Origin of the sequence: Corallococcus macrosporus (assembly GCF_017302985.1) — a bacterium.
Lineage (GTDB): Bacteria > Myxococcota > Myxococcia > Myxococcales > Myxococcaceae > Corallococcus > Corallococcus macrosporus_A.
Window position 1 is genome coordinate 1,119,639 of record NZ_JAFIMU010000007.1, and the last position, 16,359, is coordinate 1,135,997.

A 16,359-nucleotide genomic window follows, 5' to 3' on the forward strand; every position below is an offset into this window, starting at 1 on the left:
GCAGGAAGCAGGGACGGAGGTAGCGCATGAAGGCCGTGGTGCAGCGGGTCCTGGAAGCGTCGGTGACGGTGGACGGTCAGCGGGTGAGCGAGATGGGCCCGGGCCTGCTCGTGCTGCTGGGCGTGGGCAAGGGCGACACCGACGCGGACCTGACGTGGATGGTGGAGAAGCTGGCCACGCTGCGCATCTTCGAGGACGCCGACGGCAAGATGAACCTGTCGCTGGAGGACACCTCCAAGCACCTCATCGTCGTCAGCCAGTTCACCCTCTACGGCGACGCGCGCAAGGGCCGCCGTCCCAGCTTCATCGACGCGATGGAGCCCGTCGCCGCCAAGGCCCTCTACGAGCGCGCCTGCGAGGCCCTGCGCCAGCGCGGCCTCACCGTGGGCACCGGCATCTTCGCCGCGGACATGAAGGTCGCGCTCGTCAACGACGGGCCCGTCACCCTCCTGCTGGAGAGCCCGCCGAAGGCCGCGCCCCCGGCCTAGCGCACGTCCAGCGTGCGGCGGAAGAACGCCACGCCCTCCGCGTTCGTGCGCGCATGCGACGCGGGCCGCGTCCCGGGTACCGGGTCCCGGCACAGCATGGCGATGACGTCGAAGCCCTTCGGGTAGCACTCGGGCAGGAAGGTGAAGTGGCCCGCGTCGTCCAGGACCACTGTCGTCGTGGACGCAGGAGGCAGCAGCCCGGCCAGGTGCATGCCGTGCCCTTCGTGCGGCATCAGCTCGTCGCCCTTCGCGAGCACCAGCTCCACGGGCTTCTGGATGTCGGCGGTGTCCCGCGCCTCGAAGGAGGCCGCCATGCCCGGCGCCATCGCGAACGCGGCCTTCACACGCGGATCCAGGTACGACGCTCGCGCCTGCTTCATGTCGATGCGGCCGTAGTCCACGTCGCGCAGGCCCTCGCAGCCAATCTCCTCGCGGGTGCCGGGCGTCTTGCAGCGCTTTTCAATCCACTCCAGGTTGAGGTTCAGCCCCACCAGCGCCAGCGCCGTGTAGCCGCCCATGGAGTGCCCCGACGCGCCGATGCGCTCCGGATCCACGCGCGGGCCCCACTTCGGGTCCTTCAGCAGGTGGTCCAGGATGACGGTGAAGTCCTGGGGGCGCTCGTAAGCGCGCGCGAAGCCCTCCGGGCTCGTGTCGCCGTAGGTGTTGCCCGGGTGGTTCAGCCCCACGACGACGAAGCCGTGCGCCGCCAGGTTCGAACCGAACCAGGACAGGTCCATCACCGAGCCGCCGCTCCCGTGCGACAGCAGCACCACCGGCCAGCGCTCGCGCGCGTCCGACAGCGGTGCGTCCTTCGCGCCGTAGAAGGGCTTGAACACGTCCGACGGCGCGCGGTTGTCCATCGGCGTGCCGGGCGCCACCGGGTACCAGACCAGCGGCTTCAGCGTGCGGTGGCGGACCGCGTCCTCGTACGTCAGCGACTGCGTGACGCCCACCGCGTAGGCCGCGTCCGCCCCGTAGAGCGACGCATGGTCCGTGCGCGGAGCCTCCGCCTTCTTCGAGGAGGAGCAGCCCCCCGCCAGCAGCGCCGCGGAGACGAGGAGCACGGGACCCATCGGAGCAAGGTGGCGGAGCATGGCCCCGCAGCATGACCGTGAACGGCGATGCAGGGGAAGGGCTTCAGCGGCTCACAGCCGCACGGTGGTCCCGCGCGTCACCAGCGCGGCCAGGCCCTGCTTCGTCTGCGCGGCGGTGCGCAGGTGCAGCGTGAGCGCGCCCAGCTCGCGGATCCACGTGGCCGCGTTGGGGCCCAGGCCGGAGAACAGCACGGACAGGGGTGGCGGCTGGGGCAGACGGCCCGTCCAGTAGCCCAGCACCTCGTCGCGCTCCGGCAGCGACGGCAGCTTCATGCGCTCCTGCTCGCGCGCCAGCAGCCGCTCCAGCTTGCGCGGCAGGTTCACCTGCCAGTGCACCACCGTCTTCGCGGGCCTCCAGGCCCAGTCCGCGAAGGCGAAGCGCTCTCGGACCGCGTACTCGCCCCGGCCCTGCGTGACGAAGACGCGGTCGGGAGGAAAGTCCGGGAAGGGGTCCCACTGCCCGGCCAGCAGCGACGCCAGCCCCTGCTCGCCCGGGGGACGCCGGCGGAAGTTGTCCCGCACCGTGCGCGCCGCCTTCGTGTCCCAGTAGGGATAGGCCGGGTCCTCCACCATCAGCGCCAGGTTCAGCGCCTCGTCCCACTCGTCCGCGTAGCCGCCGGGGGAACCGCCCACCTCCCAGCCGCCGGGCGCCTCGTGCCAGGCCTGGAACACCAGCCGGTCCACCAGGTCCATCCACCCGTCCGAGTCCACCGACCCCACGCCTCCCGGCAGCGCCGACGAGGCCAGCCGCTGGCAGAGCGTGAAGGCCTGCGCGTCACCCAGGTGGTTGGAGAGGGCCTCCAGCGCGCCGGCCGCGTCCCCCATGGCGCGCGCGAAGAAGGGCAGGACCTGCTCGTGGAAGAAGCGGTCGTTGATGGGGCGCAGGACGACGTCCATGCGGGGCGTCCTTCCTGTCCGGCCGTCAGGGCCGAGCGTCTTCCTGGACGATGAGGGCGTGGATGTCCGCGGCCGTGGGCGCCTCCAGGATGGCCGCCCGGAAGCGCGGGTTCTTGAAGAGGCGCGAGATGCGCGCCAGCGCCTTCAGGTGCACCCCCGCGCTGTTCTCCGGCGCCACCAGCGCGAAGAACAGGTGCGTGGGCTTGCCGTCGATGGACTCGAAGTCCACCCCGGTGCGCGACACGCAGAAGGCCGCCTGGAGGCTGTCCATGCCCGCCAGCTTGCCGTGCGGGATGGCCACGCCTTCCCCGATGCCCGTGCTGCCCAGCTTCTCGCGTTCCTGGAGCACCGCCACCAGCCGGTCCTCGCGCAGATTCGGGTGCGCCCGGGCCAACGTGGCACTCAGCTCGCGCAGCACCTCCGGTTTCGTGCGGGACTGCATGTCCGCGACGACCGCCTGGGGGCTGAGGAAATCGGCGATTCTCAATGGCGCTCCCGCACTGGCGCTCCGGGCCGGCAATGATTCCTCGGCCGGCAATTACTCCTCACACTGGATTCGCGCAAGGGTCGCCTGGGCGGTGGCAGGCGCTTCGCTCACTGCGCGTCAGCCGGGGCCCCCGGGCCCAGGCCCCGGGCCCGGGCCTTTCGAAGCCCCGGACCCGGTCCCCTTGGGTTCAGCCGAACGTCGGTCAGGTGCCGGTGGCGGCCACCGGCGCTTCGGGCAGGTGCGGTTCGATGAGGCCGAACCCACCCTCCTTGCGGCGGTAGACGATGGACAGCGCCTGGGACTGCTGGTTCTGGAACACGTAGAAGTCGTTGTTCATCAAGTTCATCTGCATCACCGCGTCATCCACCGACAGCGACTGGATGGCCAGGTGCGTGGTGCGCACCAGGCGGGCGACGCCCGACTCGGTCACCTTCTGCGGGGCCTCGGCGGCGGGGGCGGCCTGGAGGGCGGCGGGCGAGGACGGCTCGGCGGCCTCCTCCCCATCGTGGACCTCGAAGACGTCGTGGCGGACCTTGAGGTTGTTCACCAGGTCCTGGCGGTGGTGCACCTTCTCCTTGCCGTGGTGCGACTTGAGCTTGTCGCGGTAGCGGCGCAGCTGGCGCTCGATCTTGTCCATCGCCAGGTCGATGGACGCGTACATGTCATCGCTCTTCTCACGCCCCCGGAGGATCCAGGCGCCGGAGTGGATGGTGATGTCCGCGTGGTGCAGGTGCCGCTCCAACGACAGCACCACGTGGGCCTCACCAGCCCGGTCCAGCAGTCGGTTCACCCGATCGACCTTTTCACGGGCGTACTCCTTCAGGGAATCCGACGCTCCGAACTGACGGAAGGTGATGTTGAGCTGCATGCGTGGCCGCCTCCTAGGGAGAGAGGTAAGCTCCGTCACAGATCAGAAACGGAGCCCACGCCGAAAGCAACCCGGCCCCCCAGGTTGGAACTTCCCGTCCACGGCTCGCGCTCGCGAAAGCGACCGCAATAGGACACGTCTGGTGTCCGCTGCCTGTCATGGGGAGGGGATTCCGACCCGGGTCCCATTTTCCGGGCCGGCCTCCCCCACACCGCGTGCGTGGTCCTCACGCCAGCAACATGCCTCCGGTGACGCCCAGGATGTCGCCGTTGACGAAGCGGGACTCGTCGCACGCGAGGAACACGTAGGAGGGCGCCAGCTCCGCGGGCTGCGCGGGCCTGCCCGTGGGCGAGCTCTTGCCGAACTCCTTCACCTTCTCCCCGTCGAAGGACTGCGGGATGAGCGGCGTCCACACGGGGCCCGGCGCCACGGCGTTCACCCGGATGCCCCGGCCGATGAGCTCCTGCGACAGGCCCTTGGTGAAGGCGACGATGGCGCCCTTCGTGGTCGCGTAGTCGAGGATCTCCGCCGAGGGCTGATACGCCTGGATGGACGCGGTGTTGATGATGGTCGCGCCCGGCTTCATGTGCGGCAGCGCGTACTTCACCATGTGGAACATCGCGAGGATGTTGACCCGGAAGGTGCGCTCCACGCGCTCCGCGTCCAGCTCCTCGAACTTCTCCACCGCCTTGCCCTGGTAGGCGGCGTTGTTCACGAGCACGTCGATGCGGCCGAACTTCTTCACCGTGTCCTCGACGATGCGCTTGCAGGTGGCCTCCAGCGCCATGTCACCCGCCAGCGCCAGCGCCTGCCGTCCGGAGCCTTCAATCACGCGGCGGGTGTGGCCCGCGTCGTCGCCCTCGTTGAGGTACGCGAACGCCACGTCCGCGCCTTCACGCGCGAAGGCCAGGCACACCGCGCGGCCAATGCCGCTGTCGCCGCCGGTCACCAGCGCGACGCGGTCCTGCAGCCGGCCAAAGCCCTTGTATGACTGCTCGCCGTAGTCCGGCTCCGGGGACATGGCCCCCTCGTGGCCGGGCGCGGACTGCGTCTGCTCGGGGAAGGGCGGCTTGGGTCCGGCGGTGCGCGGGTCGGGATTGCGGGCCATGTCATCACTCCGTGGGGAAAAGGCGTTCCCTCACGGTGGAGGCGCTGGCGCGGGGCGGCAATCAAGCACCGGCCGCCTGCCCGGCCACCCCCCGGCGGCCCGCAGGCGCTGGAGAAACCTCAGGGCACCACGGACAGCACGAAGTCCTGCGAGTGGTAGATGGCCCCCGCGCACGACGCGACGCCCGTGCACTCGCCCACGGTGGCCTCCAGGTCCGCGGTCAGGGACAGGGTGTGGTTCGCCTGCGGGGTGCCAGCGGGGATGGCGATGGTGGCCTTGTTGCCGTCCTGCGTGACGCTGAGCACGCCGGGCGCCCTGCCCCCTTCGCGCAGGAGCAGCGCCTCCACGGAGCCGGGCACCTCCGTCGTGGGCTCCCAGAGGAAGTCATAGGACTGCCCCACACGCAGCTTGTCCGGGGTGCCCTCGCCCTGGAACGTGAACTTGCGCTTGGCCTTGGCCTTGAGGACCACCAGGCGCACGGTGCTGGAGGCGTCCTGGAGCTGCACGGTGATGTCCTCCACCGGCTGGCGGCCCCAGGCGGCCGGGTCGAAGTTGAAGTAGGCGCGGCTGTTCTCGCACGCCTCCGCGCGGCCCCCCACGTCCGACGCGCCGCCCGGCACCAGCGTCATGGGCTCGCCGTTGAGGGTGGCCGTGACGTCGTCCGCGAAGCGCGAGCACGGGCCGTCCGCCGCCAGCGAGTAGCTGACCGTGAAGCGGTGCGCGCCCTGCGCGTCCGGCGTCTCAGCGTCGTCCACGTCCGCCAGCGCGAAGGTGAGCGAGCGGTCCGACAGCTCCGCCAGCGACATCACCTTCGTCTCGCCGCCGCCACAGCCGGTGAGCGCCACCAGCGCCCCCAGGGCGGTGAGGCGGGAAACGGTTCGACGCGGGCTCGGAGCGATGAGGGTCATGGCGGCCGGCACCCTAGCTCACTCCCGCGCCAGCAGTCCTTCGAGCCGCGCCTTCACGCCCGGCCACTCGGTGTCGATGAACCCGTAGTACGCGCTGTCCCGCACCACGCCGCCGCGCACCAGCATGTGATTGCGCAGGATGCCCTCGAAGGTGGCGCCCAGCCGCTCGATGGCGGCGCGCGAGCGCACGTTGCGCCGGTCGGTCTTGAGCTGCACGCGCATCACGCCCAGCGTCTCGAAGGCGTGCGTGAGCAGCAGGTACTTGCACTCGGTGTTCACCCGCGTGCGCCACGCCCGCCGCGCCAGCCACGTGGAGCCGATCTCCAGCGTGCGGTAGTCGCGCGAGATGTCCAGGTAGCGCGTGGTGCCCACCACGTCCCCGCTCGCCCGCTCACGGATGGCGAAGGGCCGCTCCGTGCCCGCGGCGGTCGCCTTCAGCGCGCCGGCGACGTAGTCCGCGACGTCCGCCTCCGTGCGCAGCACGCGTGAGAAGTGGGTGAAGACCTCCGGCTCGCAGAGCGCCGCGAGCGCGGGCACGTGCTCCAGGGTCAGGGGCTCCAGCCGCACCGTCCGCCCCTCCAGGGTGACGGGCGGGACGACGAGCGGCACGGGGTCACGGCGGGGAACGCCGACGTCATGGGGGAGCACGGGGTCCATGGACCCGCTTCATGCTCCAACCCCGGCCCTGGCGTGCAGGGCCGGTTCCGACAAACCGGCTGGACCAGCGGCTTCTAGAAGTACTTCTTGCGCTTGCTGCTGGGGAGGATGCCCAGCACCTCGCGGTACTTGGCCACCGTGCGGCGGGCGATCTCCGTGCCCTGCGAGCGCAAGAGCTCCACGATCTTCTGGTCCGAGTACGGGTTGCGCGGGTCTTCCTGCGACACGAGCTGCTTGATGTGGTGCTTCACGGCCTCGCTGGCCGTGTCCTCGCCGGACACGCGCGCGATGGACGAGTTGAAGAAGTACTTCAGCTCGAAGATGCCCTGCGGCGTGTGGACGTACTTGCTCGTGGTGACGCGGCTGACGGTGGACTCGTGCATGCCGATGTCCTCCGCCACGTCGCGCAGGATGAGGGGCTTGAGGTGCGAGATGCCCTTGTCCAGGAAGTCCCGCTGGAACTTCACGATGCTCTCGGTGACCTTGTAGATGGTCCGCTGCCGCTGGTGGATGGAGCGGATGAGCCACATCGCGCTGCGCAGCTTGTCCTGGATGAACTCCTTCGTCTGCCCGGGGCTCACCGCGCCCGTCTTGAGCGCGTTCCGGTACATGCCGGAGATGCGCAGCTTGGACAGGCCGTCGTCGTTGAGGACCACGGTGTAGTCCTCGTCCCCCAGCTTGTAGACGAAGACGTCGGGGGTGATGTACTGCGCGTCATCCCCGCTGAAGTTGCGGCCCGGCCGAGGGTCCAGCTTCGGGAGCAGCTTCGCCGCCGCGACCACCTCTTCCAACGTGACCTTGAGGTCCTTGGCGATGGCCGGGAGGTTCTTGCTCTCCAGGTACTTCATGTGGCGCTTGATGATGAGGCCCAGCAGCGCCGCGTTCGGGTCCTTCATCGCCTGCAGCTGGATGAGCAGGCACTCCTGCAGGTCGCGCGCGCCGCAGCCCCGGGGCTCCAGGTTCTGGATGCGGCGCAGGGTGCGCTCGGCCACGTGCATGGGCACGTCCGCCTCGTTGGACAGGCGGATGAGCGGGTCGCCTTCAATCTCCGGCAGCTTGAGGTAGCCGTCGTCGTCCAGGTTCCCCAGGATGAGCACCGCCACGCGGCGCTCGGCCTCGTTGAGCCGCAGCGTGCCCAGCTGCTCCTGGAGGTGGTCGACCAGGTCCTCCTTCTTCACCATGTTGGCTTCGAACGACGGCAGGTCGTCCGTGGCCACGTTGCCCTTGTTGGAGGCGGTGGTGGGCTCGTTGAACTGGTAGCTGTTGAGGTAGGACTCCCAGTCGATCTCCGGGGGGCCCTCGCCGTCCGCCTTGAACTCCTGGGCGGTCTCCGGCGTCGCGGACGGCAGGTCCACGTCGCGCGAGATTTCCGTGTTGTCCGCTTCGAGCGAGGCCTCGCCAGGCTCCTTCTCGCTCACCTCGCCGGGCATGCCCTCCTCGGGCTGCTCCAGCAGGGGGTTCTGCTCCATCTCCTCGCGGACCTGGTCCAGGAGCTCCATTCGCGAGAGCTGGAGGAGCTTGATGGCCTGCTGCAGCTGGGGCGTCATCACCAGCTGCTGCGCGAGCTTCAGGCTCTGTTTGAGTTCCATCGCCATGTGGGGGCGTCTCCGAAAGGCTAGCGGGCCACTTGATTGGAGGTTCCAATCAAGGACCGTGCCAACCTAACAAGGACCCCCGGCCACGTCCAGTGCCCCAGCGCGTGGTTTCTGATTTGCAGCGTGAAAAATCCGCTGGAAATCCGACAGGTTGTCGCAACCCCCGCCTGCCTGGCTGATGTTCAAACGTCGACGCAAAAGTGGGGCCAACTTCACCCCGAGCATCTGGAGACATACGGGGAGGACGGCTTTTCACGGAGCCTGGAGACGGAACCGGTCTCCCAGGTAGACGGCCCTCGCGCGGGCGGACCCTGCGATCTGCGCGGGGGTGCCCTCCTCGAGGATCTGCCCCTGTGCGATGATGTACGCCCGGTCACAGATGCCCAGGGTGTCCTGGACGTTGTGGTCGGTGATGAGGATGCCCAGGCCCCGCTCGCGCAGGAGGTGAATCTGGCGCTGGAGGTCGCCCACGTTGATGGGGTCCACGCCGGCGAAGGGCTCGTCGAAGAGGATGAAGCGGGGGGCGGGGATGAGGCTGCGGGCAATCTCCGCGCGCCGCCGCTCGCCGCCGGAGAGCGTCTCGCCCCAGGACTCGGCGACGTGGGAGAGGCCGAACTCCTCCAGGAGGGTGTCCGCGCGCTGCTTGCGGTCCTGGGCGGTGAGTCCCTTCTGGAGCTCCAGCACGGCGAGGAAGTTCTCGCGCACCGTGAGCTTGCGGAAGACGGAGGCCTCCTGCGGCAGGTAGCCCACGCCGCGGCGGGCGCGGCGGTGCATGGGCAGGTGGGTGAGGTCCTCGTCGCCCACGCGCACCCGGCCCGCGTCCGGCGTCACCAGCCCCACGACCATGTTGAAGCTGGTCGTCTTGCCGGCGCCGTTGGGGCCCAGCAGGCCCACGACCTCCCCCGGAGCGACGTTGAAGGACACGTCGCGGACCACCTGGCGCTTGCGGAAGGACTTCTTGAGCCCTTCGGCGAACAGCTTCTCGCCGCTCATGGCGTCGTGCCCGCCGGCGGCTTGGGCGCGGGGGCCTTCTTGCGGGTGCCGGGGACGGCGGTGGTGGACGGGGAGTCCACGAGGATGCGGGCGTTCTCCACCTCCAGGCGCTCGTTGCCCAGGATGAGGCGCACCTTGGTGCCGGTGAGGTAGGTGTTGCCCTGCCGGGCCTCCGGGGAGCCCGTCACCACCAGCACGCCCGAGGGCACGTCGTAGTCCGCGCGCTCGCCCCGGGCCTGCCGGTCGCCGTCCACGGCGCGCACGTTGCCGGCGCACACCACGCGCGTCACCTGGCGGGTGGCGTTGTAGTAGCCGGTCATCTTGTCGCAGCGGATGTCCATGGTCTGGTGCTTCACCACCACGTTGCCGGTGAGCACCGCCTGGTTGCGGTCGCCGGTGACGTGGTCCGCGGACAGGTCCACCGGGTTGCGCAGGCCCGTGGGCGCCAGGGACGCGCCCGGCGCGGGCGTGGGCGCGGCCGGAGTGCTCGCGGCGGGAGTGGCCGGGGCAGCGGCACCGGGCCTGGCGGCGGGAGCAGCCGGCGCGGAGGCACCGGGCTTCGCGGCGGGCGCGGCCGGGGTGGCCTGCGCGACGGCCTGCGGGGACGCGGGCTGGGCCAGGAACAGCGCCATCACGAGGAACTCAATCACTCCGTCGCTCCACCCAGCGCGGCTTGGACCGCGCCCTCGAAGGTGAACGTCTGGTCCGCGGCGGACAGCGTGAAGCGGTCCGCGCGCATCTGGTAGTCGGGGCCCTTCATCGTCACGCCCTCCTCGCCGTGGGCCCGCCGCGAGTCGGCGTTGTAGGTAAGCCGGGGGGTGTTGGCCACCATCCCCTCTCCCGTCCGCACGACGACGCCGCCGGTGCCCACCCACGTCTTGGACGCGAGGCTGCCGTCCATATTCGGCGCGGTGATGGTGGTGCCCTCCGGCGTGGAGGAGGCCGAGCCCTGGGCGCTCTTCCCGGGGGGCAGGCGCACGACGACGTCGGTGGCCTGCACCTCGCCGCCCGCGCGCCGGTAGAGGACGCGGGAGGCGGTGCCGGAGACCTGGAGCGCGTCGCCTTCGTAGGAGCGCAGGCGCGCGCCCTCCAGCACCACGTCCGGGCGCGGCTCGTTCGCGGCGCCCGGGGCCGGACGGCGCGGCGCGCAGGCGGTGGCGAGGAGTCCCAGGAAGCTCAAGGCAAGCAGGCGCGGCACGAGGCCCTCCTTATCACCGCGCCGGGGCGGACGGTGCGCCGGCAAGGGCCGGGGGAACGTCCTGGGGAGGACGCGTCTTCCAGCGCTGATGCATCCACACCCACTGTTCGGGGGCGCGGCGGATGGCCGCCTCGATGCGCTGCGACAGCGCGGCGGTGAGCGCCTGCACGGCCGCTTCACGCTCCGTCGCGTCCGGGGGCGGCACCTCCTCCATGGTGAGCCGGTAGCCCTGCCCGTCGCGCTGGCAGAAGCCCACCACCACCGCCGCGCCGGTGCGCAGCGCCAGGTCCGCCGCCGCGCGCGGGGTGGCCGCCAGCTCCCCGAAGAAGGGCACGAAGACGGACTGCACCCTGGTGTCCTGGTCGATGAGGATGCCCAGGATTTCGCCGCTGCGCAGCGCGCGGAGCATGGCCCGGGCCGCGCCCTCCTGGCCGCGCCAGATGCTGCGCACCCCGCCCTTCGCCCGGAAGTCCTCCACCAGCGCGGTGAGGCGCGGGTCGCTGGTCTCCTTGGCGATGCTCTGGCTGGGGTAGCCCGCCCTCGCCACGCGCCGGGCGAGCAGCTCCCAGTTGCCCACGTGGCCGGACACGAAGACGACGCCCTTCCCCTTCGCCAGCGCGGCCTCCAGCACCCGGCGGTCCTCGTCCGGCCAGGACACCAGGGACTCCAGCCCGGCGTCCAGCGCACGCGCGGAGGCCACCTCCAGGGCGGCCGCGGCCAGGTGGCGGAAGGCGTCACGGGCGAGCGCGTCACGCTCCGCCCCGGTCTTCTCCGGAAAGGCCCGGGCCAGCGACTTGAGGGCCTTCTGCCGCTCCCTGGCCGCGAAGGCGTAGGCCCAGCCGCCCAGGGTCATGCCCAGGGTGCGGGCCATCCCCAGCGGCAGGAACTGGAGCAGGCGCAACATCCCGGCGATGAGCAGGTAGCGCAGGTAACGCTTGAGGCGCTTTGTTAAAGGGGGACGCTCCACGACGCGTCTCCATATCCCATGCGCGAATACAACTTCGACGGCCTCATTGGCCCGACCCACAATTACGCCGGCCTCTCGCCGGGCAACCTGGCGTCACAGCACCACGGCGGCCAGCCCAGCCACCCCCGGGAGGCGGCGCTCCAGGGGCTGGAGAAGATGCGCTTCGTGTCGGAGCTGGGCGTGGGCCAGGCGGTGCTGCCGCCCCAGCCGCGCCCGTCCCTGCGCACGCTGCGGGCGCTGGGCTTCACGGGCTCCGACGAGGAGGTCATCACCCGCGCCGCGCGCGACGCGGAGCACCTCCTGCGCCTCACCTCCAGCGCCTCCGCCATGTGGACGGCGAACGCGGCCACGGTGGCGCCGTCGGCGGACACCGCGGACGGCCGGGTGCACCTGACGCCCGCGAACCTCACGCAGATGTTCCACCGCGCCATCGAGGCGGACACCACGCACGCGGTGCTGCGCGCCATCTTCGCGGACCCGAAGCACTTCCAGGTGCACGCGCCGCTGCCGGGCGCGGCCCACTTCGCGGACGAGGGCGCGGCCAACCACACGCGCCTCTTCACGCCGGGGCACAAGGCGGTGCACGTGCTCGCCTGGGGGCGCAGCGCGTGGCAGGACGTGAAGGGGCCGCAGCGCTTCCCCGCGCGCCAGACGCTGGAGTCCAGCCAGGCCCTGGCGCGGCTGCACCAACTGGCACCGGAGCAGGTGGTGCTGCCGCAGCAGCACCCGGACGGCATCGACGCGGGCGCGTTCCACACGGACGTGCTCGCGGTGGGCAACGAGCGCTTCCTCATGCTGCACGCGCTGGCGTTCGTGGAGCACCCGAAGCTGCTCCAGACGCTGCGCGAGAAGCTGGGGGACGCCTTCCGCTCCGAGGTCGCCACGGACGCGGAGCTGCCGGTGAAGGACGCCGTGCGCGCGTACCCGTTCAACTCGCAGGTGCTGTCGCTGCCGGACGGCACCATGGCCATCATCGCGCCCATCGAGAGCCGCGAGACGCCCACCGCCCGCGCGTTCCTGGAGCGCGTCGTCGCCGGGGACAACCCGGTGAAGGCGGTGCACTACCTGGACGTTCGACAGTCCATGAACAACGGCGGTGGCCCGGCGTGCCTGCGCCAGCGCATCACGCTCACGGACGCGGAGCGCGCCGCCGTCACCGCGGACGTCTTCTACTCGCCGGCCCTCCATGAGGGGCTGGCGGCGTGGGTGCGCAAGCACTACCGCGACGTGCTCAAGCCGGAGGACGTGCGGGATCCGCAGCTCGCGCGCGAGACGATGACCGCGCTCGACGAGCTGACGCGCCTGCTCAAGCTGGGCAGCGTGTACGACTTCCAGCAGTGACGTGGCCCGCCTGCCTGCCCCCCGGCGCACCGGACAGGGGCAGGCAGGCACGACCGCCCTGCTCGGGTGGCGAATGGCCGCACGCGTCGTCCGGACACACCTTGAACGTGAAGGAGGTGATGTCCCCCATGATCCCGAACGCCATCCAAAGCTATCTGCGGCGCCACCGTGTTCCCTTCGAGCGGTATGCCCACGCCCGGGCGGTGAGCGCGACGGAGCTCGCGGACGCCCTCAATGTTCCCAACTGGCGCGTGGCCAAGTCCGTCATCGTGCTGGCCGACCGGCAACCCTGGATCGTCGTCGTGCCCGCGCTGACGACCGTGGACCTGCGGCAGATCCGCCACACGCTGGGCGTCCGCACCGCGCGGCTCGCCGCCGAGTCCGAATTCGTCGACCACTTCCCTGACTGCGAGACGGGCGCCGAGCCTCCCTTCGGTGAGCTGTACGGCCTGCCCGTCGCGATGGACGAGTCGCTGAGCGTCAACGAGCGCCTGCTGTTCCGCGCCGGCTCCCACGAAGAGGCCCTGGAGATGCGCTTCCAGGACTTCGCGCGCCTGGAGTGGCCGCTGGTCGCGACCTTCATCCAGCAGCCCTCGCGGGAGAAGGAGCCGCAGGACAAGGCGTCGTACGAAGCACCGATGGAGGACTCAGGCGCGCAGGCCTGAGCCCTCAGGGCGCGGGGGCGTCGCTGAGGGCCGGTGGGCTGGACAGGTCCAGCTCCCGCGCTTTCGCATCCTCCAGCAGCGCCCCCTTGTGTGCGTCCTGGAGCGCACGCTCGCGAGCCTCCAGCCGTGTCGCCCAGGCCTCACCCTCCGCGCGCCGCGCGTCGTTGAGCGGCATGAGCCGCAGGCCCTCGTGCACCGAGCGCGCCGCCGCGTCGTAGCGCGACAGCAGCTCCTGCAGCCGGGCCACCGCGAAGTGGCTCTCCGGGCCGGGCAGCATCCCCACGACCGAGCGGCGCTGCTCCAGCGCGCGGGCCAGCAGGCCTTCCCGTTCAAAGCTGTCCGCCTCCAGCGACAGCAGGCGCGCGCGCTGACGCAGGTCCGTCAGGTACGGCGTCACCGCGGCCAGCGTGTCTCGGGACCTTCGCGTGAGGCCAGCCTCCTGCTGCCGCGCGGCCAGTGTGAAGGCCAGCTCCGCGTCGTGGGGGAAGCGCTTCACCAGCGCCTCCAGGGACTGGAGTGCCTCCGCGTGCTTGCCCTGCGCACGCCACACGTCCGCGCGCAGCAGGTGCGTGGACAGCGCATCGGGAGCGCGCCGCTCCACCTGTGCGCAGGCCGCCTCCGCCTCGGGGAGGTCCCGCTGGGCCAGCCGTCCGCGCGCCTCCTGCATCCACAGCGCGGTGGCTTCGGGCCGGCCCTCGAAGTGCTCGCGCGCCCAGACGAGCCACGCGAATCCCAGCGCGCGGCGTGAGGGCATGCCCACCAGCGCTTGCGCCAGCTCCTCCAACTGCCCGGGGGCTTCGGGCGTGAGCGTCTTCAGCTCCTCGACCGTGCGGGCCCTGGGCATGGCCTCGCCGAGCAACACGCGCGTGTCGCCGGCTTCCTGCGCGAGCCGGTACTCCAGGAAGGCCTGCTCGCGCCGGCCCAGGTGCAGCAGGGCGCGCGCGGCCACGCGGTGCGCGGACGCATCCAGGGGGCGCAGGTACAGCGTGTGATTGACGAAGGCCAACGCGTCCTTCGCGCCCGCCGCGCCGTCCGACACGGAGCCCATCGCCACCAGCCGGTACAGCAGGTAGTCCGCCGGGTGCACGTCGATGAGCTGGAGTCCCAGCGCACGCACCTCCGTACCTGGCGCGCGGGCCGACACGCGCTCCGCCAGCAGGGCCTCCGCGTCCGCCATCCTCCGCCGCCCCGGCACCAGCGCGACGAGCATCACGACGGTGAGCCCCGCCGCCAGCGCCAGCGCTGGACGCACGGGCAGGGCCCCCGTCCTCGCGCGCCCCATGGCCATGCGCTCCGCCTCACGGGGCCGGGCCACCGCGCCCAGCACCACCGCGACCGCGACGGCGCACGCCGGCAGCTCCAGGCTGAAGTCGAAGAGGTTGTGCAGCACCAGCGCCGCCACGCCGGACAGCACCGCCAGCTCCACCGGGCCGTGGTCCTCGCGCCGCACGCGCCGCACGAAGGCCCAGACGCCCAGGGGAAGCAGCAGCAGCCCCGGCACGCCCCACTCCGCCGCCACCTGCAGCAGCAGGTTCTCCGGGTGCGTGAAGGTGTTGGGGTTGGGCTCGGTCTGGTAGCGCGGGAAGGCGGCCTCGAACGCGCCGCGCCCCATGCCCAGCACCGGGAAGGCGCGGGCCGCGCGGGCCATCATCGGCCAGGGCTCCATCTTCCCCCGGCGCAGGGACTCCACGCCGTCCACGCTGCGGGCCTCCGCCCATAGCTGATCCGCCGCCAGGTACGCGCCCACGGACAGCGTCGCCAGGAGCCCCAGCAGCACCGCCGCGCCCCGTCCCCACGCGGGCCTCGCGGGAGTGCGCGCCTCGCGCCGCTGCTTCATCAACCACGCGGCGAGCAGCACCTGCCCGAAGACGAAGAACACGATGCCCGCGCGCGACAGCGACAGCAGCACGCCCGCGCCAGAGACGAGCGCCGCCATCGCGAAGGGCCACGCGCGCGAACGCGGCTGCTTCGACAGCGCGAGCCCCACCGCCACCGTCGCGCACAGCCCCAGGAAGCCCGCGAGGTGGTTGGGGTTGCCGAACGGCGTCACCAGCGGCGGCCGCGCATGCACGTACGCGCGCAGCCCGAACAGCGTGTCCACGCCGAACAGCGCGTGTCCCAGCCCCACCGCCGCCACCGCCGCGCCCGTGAACACCAGCACCGCGAGCAGCCGCTGCCGCGACGCCCGCGCCCGGCACACCTGCACCGCCGCGACGAACGTCAGGAGATACGCCAGGTGCTTCGCCAGCTCACGCCACGTGGCCGAAGGCTCCAGCGACACCGGCCGCCAGTCCGTGAGCCCCAGCGGCACGAGCACGTCCTCGCGCAGCGCCGCGGCCTCCGGGCTCACCACGGCGAGCACGCCCGGCGGCAGCGGCACGAGCTGCAACAGGCACAGCACCACGCCGCCCACCAGCGGCGCGGCCAGGAGCGGCACGCGCGGAGTCTCACCCTGGCGCCGCGCCCCCACGAAGGCCAGCACCGCCGCGGCGCCGGACAGCACGCCCAGGGGCCACGACACCCAGCGCGCCGCGCCGCCGAGCGCCACGGGGCCCAGCACCAGCAGCGCCGCGAGCGCCACTTCCGCGAAGGCGGTGTACCGGGAGACGCGGTGGGAGCCAGGAGCCATGCGAGGCGCGGGAGTATGTCACGCTCCTCGCGGGCCTCTGCGGCCCGTCCCCTCGTGCAGGAGACGCGCCGCCTGGACGCCTCCTCCCCTGGCGCGGCGGGCCCGCGCCGTCGAATGAACGCGCCCCCCGGGACACCGCTTGCATCCGGGGACCCATCTGGCATCTTCGCCCGACCCCATGCGTCGCTTCCTGCTCACCGCCGCCGTCCTCTGCGCCTCCCTCTCCGGACTCACCGCGTGCAAGAGCAGTTGCCGCGAGCTGTCCGAGAAGCTCTGCGAGTGCGCCTTGAACTCGGTGGAGAAGCAGGCCTGCCAGCAGCGCGCCGCCGACGAGGAGGGCCGCGTGGAGCCCACCGCCGAGGACGAGATCGCCTGCGAGGCGAAGCTCGAGGGCTGCGACTGCCGCGCCATCGAGACCGAGGAAGGCAAGAAGGCCTGCGGCCTCGCCCGCTGAGCACCGTCCC

Annotated in this window: 17 protein-coding genes; 4 read left to right on the forward strand and 13 right to left on the reverse strand. The window is 71.5% G+C overall.

Going from position 1 to position 16,359, the window contains the following annotated elements:
* The first annotated feature begins 26 nt into the window (after window positions 1-26).
* Window positions 27-488 carry a D-aminoacyl-tRNA deacylase gene (gene dtd, locus JYK02_RS16890; RefSeq protein WP_207052300.1) on the forward strand — a complete coding sequence of 154 codons (462 nt, stop codon included), beginning with the start codon at window positions 27-29 and terminating at the stop codon, window positions 486-488.
* On the opposite strand, the gene JYK02_RS16895 is transcribed toward dtd, so the two are convergent.
* The 12 genes from JYK02_RS16895 to JYK02_RS16950 form a co-directional block, all read right to left on the reverse strand.
* Window positions 485-1,552 (reverse strand): alpha/beta hydrolase family protein, encoded by a 1,068-nt coding sequence (locus JYK02_RS16895; RefSeq protein WP_431603482.1) that lies wholly within the window; start codon window positions 1,550-1,552, stop codon window positions 485-487. The genes dtd and JYK02_RS16895 overlap by 4 nt on opposite strands.
* An 81-nt stretch (window positions 1,553-1,633) precedes the next feature.
* The gene (locus JYK02_RS16900; protein WP_207052304.1) at window positions 1,634-2,479 is read right to left on the reverse strand and encodes a hypothetical protein; all 846 of its coding nucleotides are present in this window, start codon (window positions 2,477-2,479) and stop codon (window positions 1,634-1,636) included.
* A 25-nt stretch (window positions 2,480-2,504) separates the two neighbouring features.
* Entirely contained in the window at window positions 2,505-2,966 is a 462-nt protein-coding gene (locus JYK02_RS16905) for a PTS sugar transporter subunit IIA (protein WP_120524615.1), read from the reverse strand.
* Window positions 2,967-3,168: 202 nt separating this feature from the next.
* A complete protein-coding gene (hpf, locus tag JYK02_RS16910) occupies window positions 3,169-3,834 on the reverse strand; it encodes a ribosome hibernation-promoting factor, HPF/YfiA family (protein WP_207052306.1) in 666 nt (221 codons plus the stop codon).
* A gap of 226 nt (window positions 3,835-4,060) precedes the next feature.
* Window positions 4,061-4,942 carry an SDR family oxidoreductase gene (locus JYK02_RS16915; protein ID WP_207052309.1) on the reverse strand — a complete coding sequence of 294 codons (882 nt, stop codon included), beginning with the start codon at window positions 4,940-4,942 and terminating at the stop codon, window positions 4,061-4,063.
* 119 nt (window positions 4,943-5,061) lie between these two features.
* Window positions 5,062-5,850 carry a hypothetical protein gene (locus tag JYK02_RS16920; protein WP_207052311.1) on the reverse strand — a complete coding sequence of 263 codons (789 nt, stop codon included), beginning with the start codon at window positions 5,848-5,850 and terminating at the stop codon, window positions 5,062-5,064.
* A gap of 18 nt (window positions 5,851-5,868) precedes the next feature.
* Window positions 5,869-6,507 carry a GNAT family N-acetyltransferase gene (locus tag JYK02_RS16925; protein WP_207052313.1) on the reverse strand — a complete coding sequence of 213 codons (639 nt, stop codon included), beginning with the start codon at window positions 6,505-6,507 and terminating at the stop codon, window positions 5,869-5,871.
* 74 nt (window positions 6,508-6,581) lie between these two features.
* Window positions 6,582-8,102: an RNA polymerase factor sigma-54 gene (gene rpoN, locus JYK02_RS16930; RefSeq protein ID WP_207052315.1), complete on the reverse strand. Its 1,521-nt coding sequence runs from the start codon at window positions 8,100-8,102 to the stop codon at window positions 6,582-6,584.
* 252 nt (window positions 8,103-8,354) lie between these two features.
* Window positions 8,355-9,095 (reverse strand): LPS export ABC transporter ATP-binding protein, encoded by a 741-nt coding sequence (gene lptB, locus JYK02_RS16935; RefSeq protein ID WP_207052316.1) that lies wholly within the window; start codon window positions 9,093-9,095, stop codon window positions 8,355-8,357.
* On the reverse strand, window positions 9,092-9,745 hold the full coding sequence (locus tag JYK02_RS16940) for an LptA/OstA family protein (RefSeq protein WP_207052317.1): 654 nt from the start codon (window positions 9,743-9,745) through the stop codon (window positions 9,092-9,094). The genes lptB and JYK02_RS16940 overlap by 4 nt, the downstream gene beginning before the upstream one ends.
* On the reverse strand, window positions 9,742-10,293 hold the full coding sequence (lptC, locus tag JYK02_RS16945; RefSeq protein ID WP_207052318.1) for an LPS export ABC transporter periplasmic protein LptC: 552 nt from the start codon (window positions 10,291-10,293) through the stop codon (window positions 9,742-9,744). The genes JYK02_RS16940 and lptC overlap by 4 nt, the downstream gene beginning before the upstream one ends.
* A 13-nt stretch (window positions 10,294-10,306) precedes the next feature.
* The gene (locus tag JYK02_RS16950) at window positions 10,307-11,260 is read right to left on the reverse strand and encodes a lysophospholipid acyltransferase family protein (protein ID WP_207052319.1); all 954 of its coding nucleotides are present in this window, start codon (window positions 11,258-11,260) and stop codon (window positions 10,307-10,309) included.
* 18 nt (window positions 11,261-11,278) lie between these two features.
* On the opposite strand from JYK02_RS16950, the gene astB reads away from it, so the two are divergent.
* Together astB and JYK02_RS16960 are read left to right on the forward strand one after the other, a co-directional pair.
* The gene (gene astB / locus JYK02_RS16955) at window positions 11,279-12,601 is read left to right on the forward strand and encodes an N-succinylarginine dihydrolase (protein WP_207052320.1); all 1,323 of its coding nucleotides are present in this window, start codon (window positions 11,279-11,281) and stop codon (window positions 12,599-12,601) included.
* A gap of 128 nt (window positions 12,602-12,729) precedes the next feature.
* Window positions 12,730-13,266, forward strand: a complete 537-nt coding sequence (locus JYK02_RS16960) for an aminoacyl-tRNA deacylase (protein WP_207052321.1) — start codon at window positions 12,730-12,732, stop codon at window positions 13,264-13,266.
* Window positions 13,267-13,270: 4 nt separating this feature from the next.
* Here JYK02_RS16960 and JYK02_RS16965 read toward each other — a convergent pair whose 3' ends face one another.
* A complete protein-coding gene (locus JYK02_RS16965; RefSeq protein WP_207052322.1) occupies window positions 13,271-15,895 on the reverse strand; it encodes an O-antigen ligase family protein in 2,625 nt (874 codons plus the stop codon).
* A gap of 178 nt (window positions 15,896-16,073) precedes the next feature.
* On the opposite strand from JYK02_RS16965, the gene JYK02_RS16970 reads away from it, so the two are divergent.
* Complete coding sequence (locus JYK02_RS16970; RefSeq protein ID WP_207052324.1) at window positions 16,074-16,349, forward strand: hypothetical protein; 276 nt, start codon at window positions 16,074-16,076, stop codon at window positions 16,347-16,349.
* The last annotated feature ends 10 nt before the right edge of the window (window positions 16,350-16,359 follow it).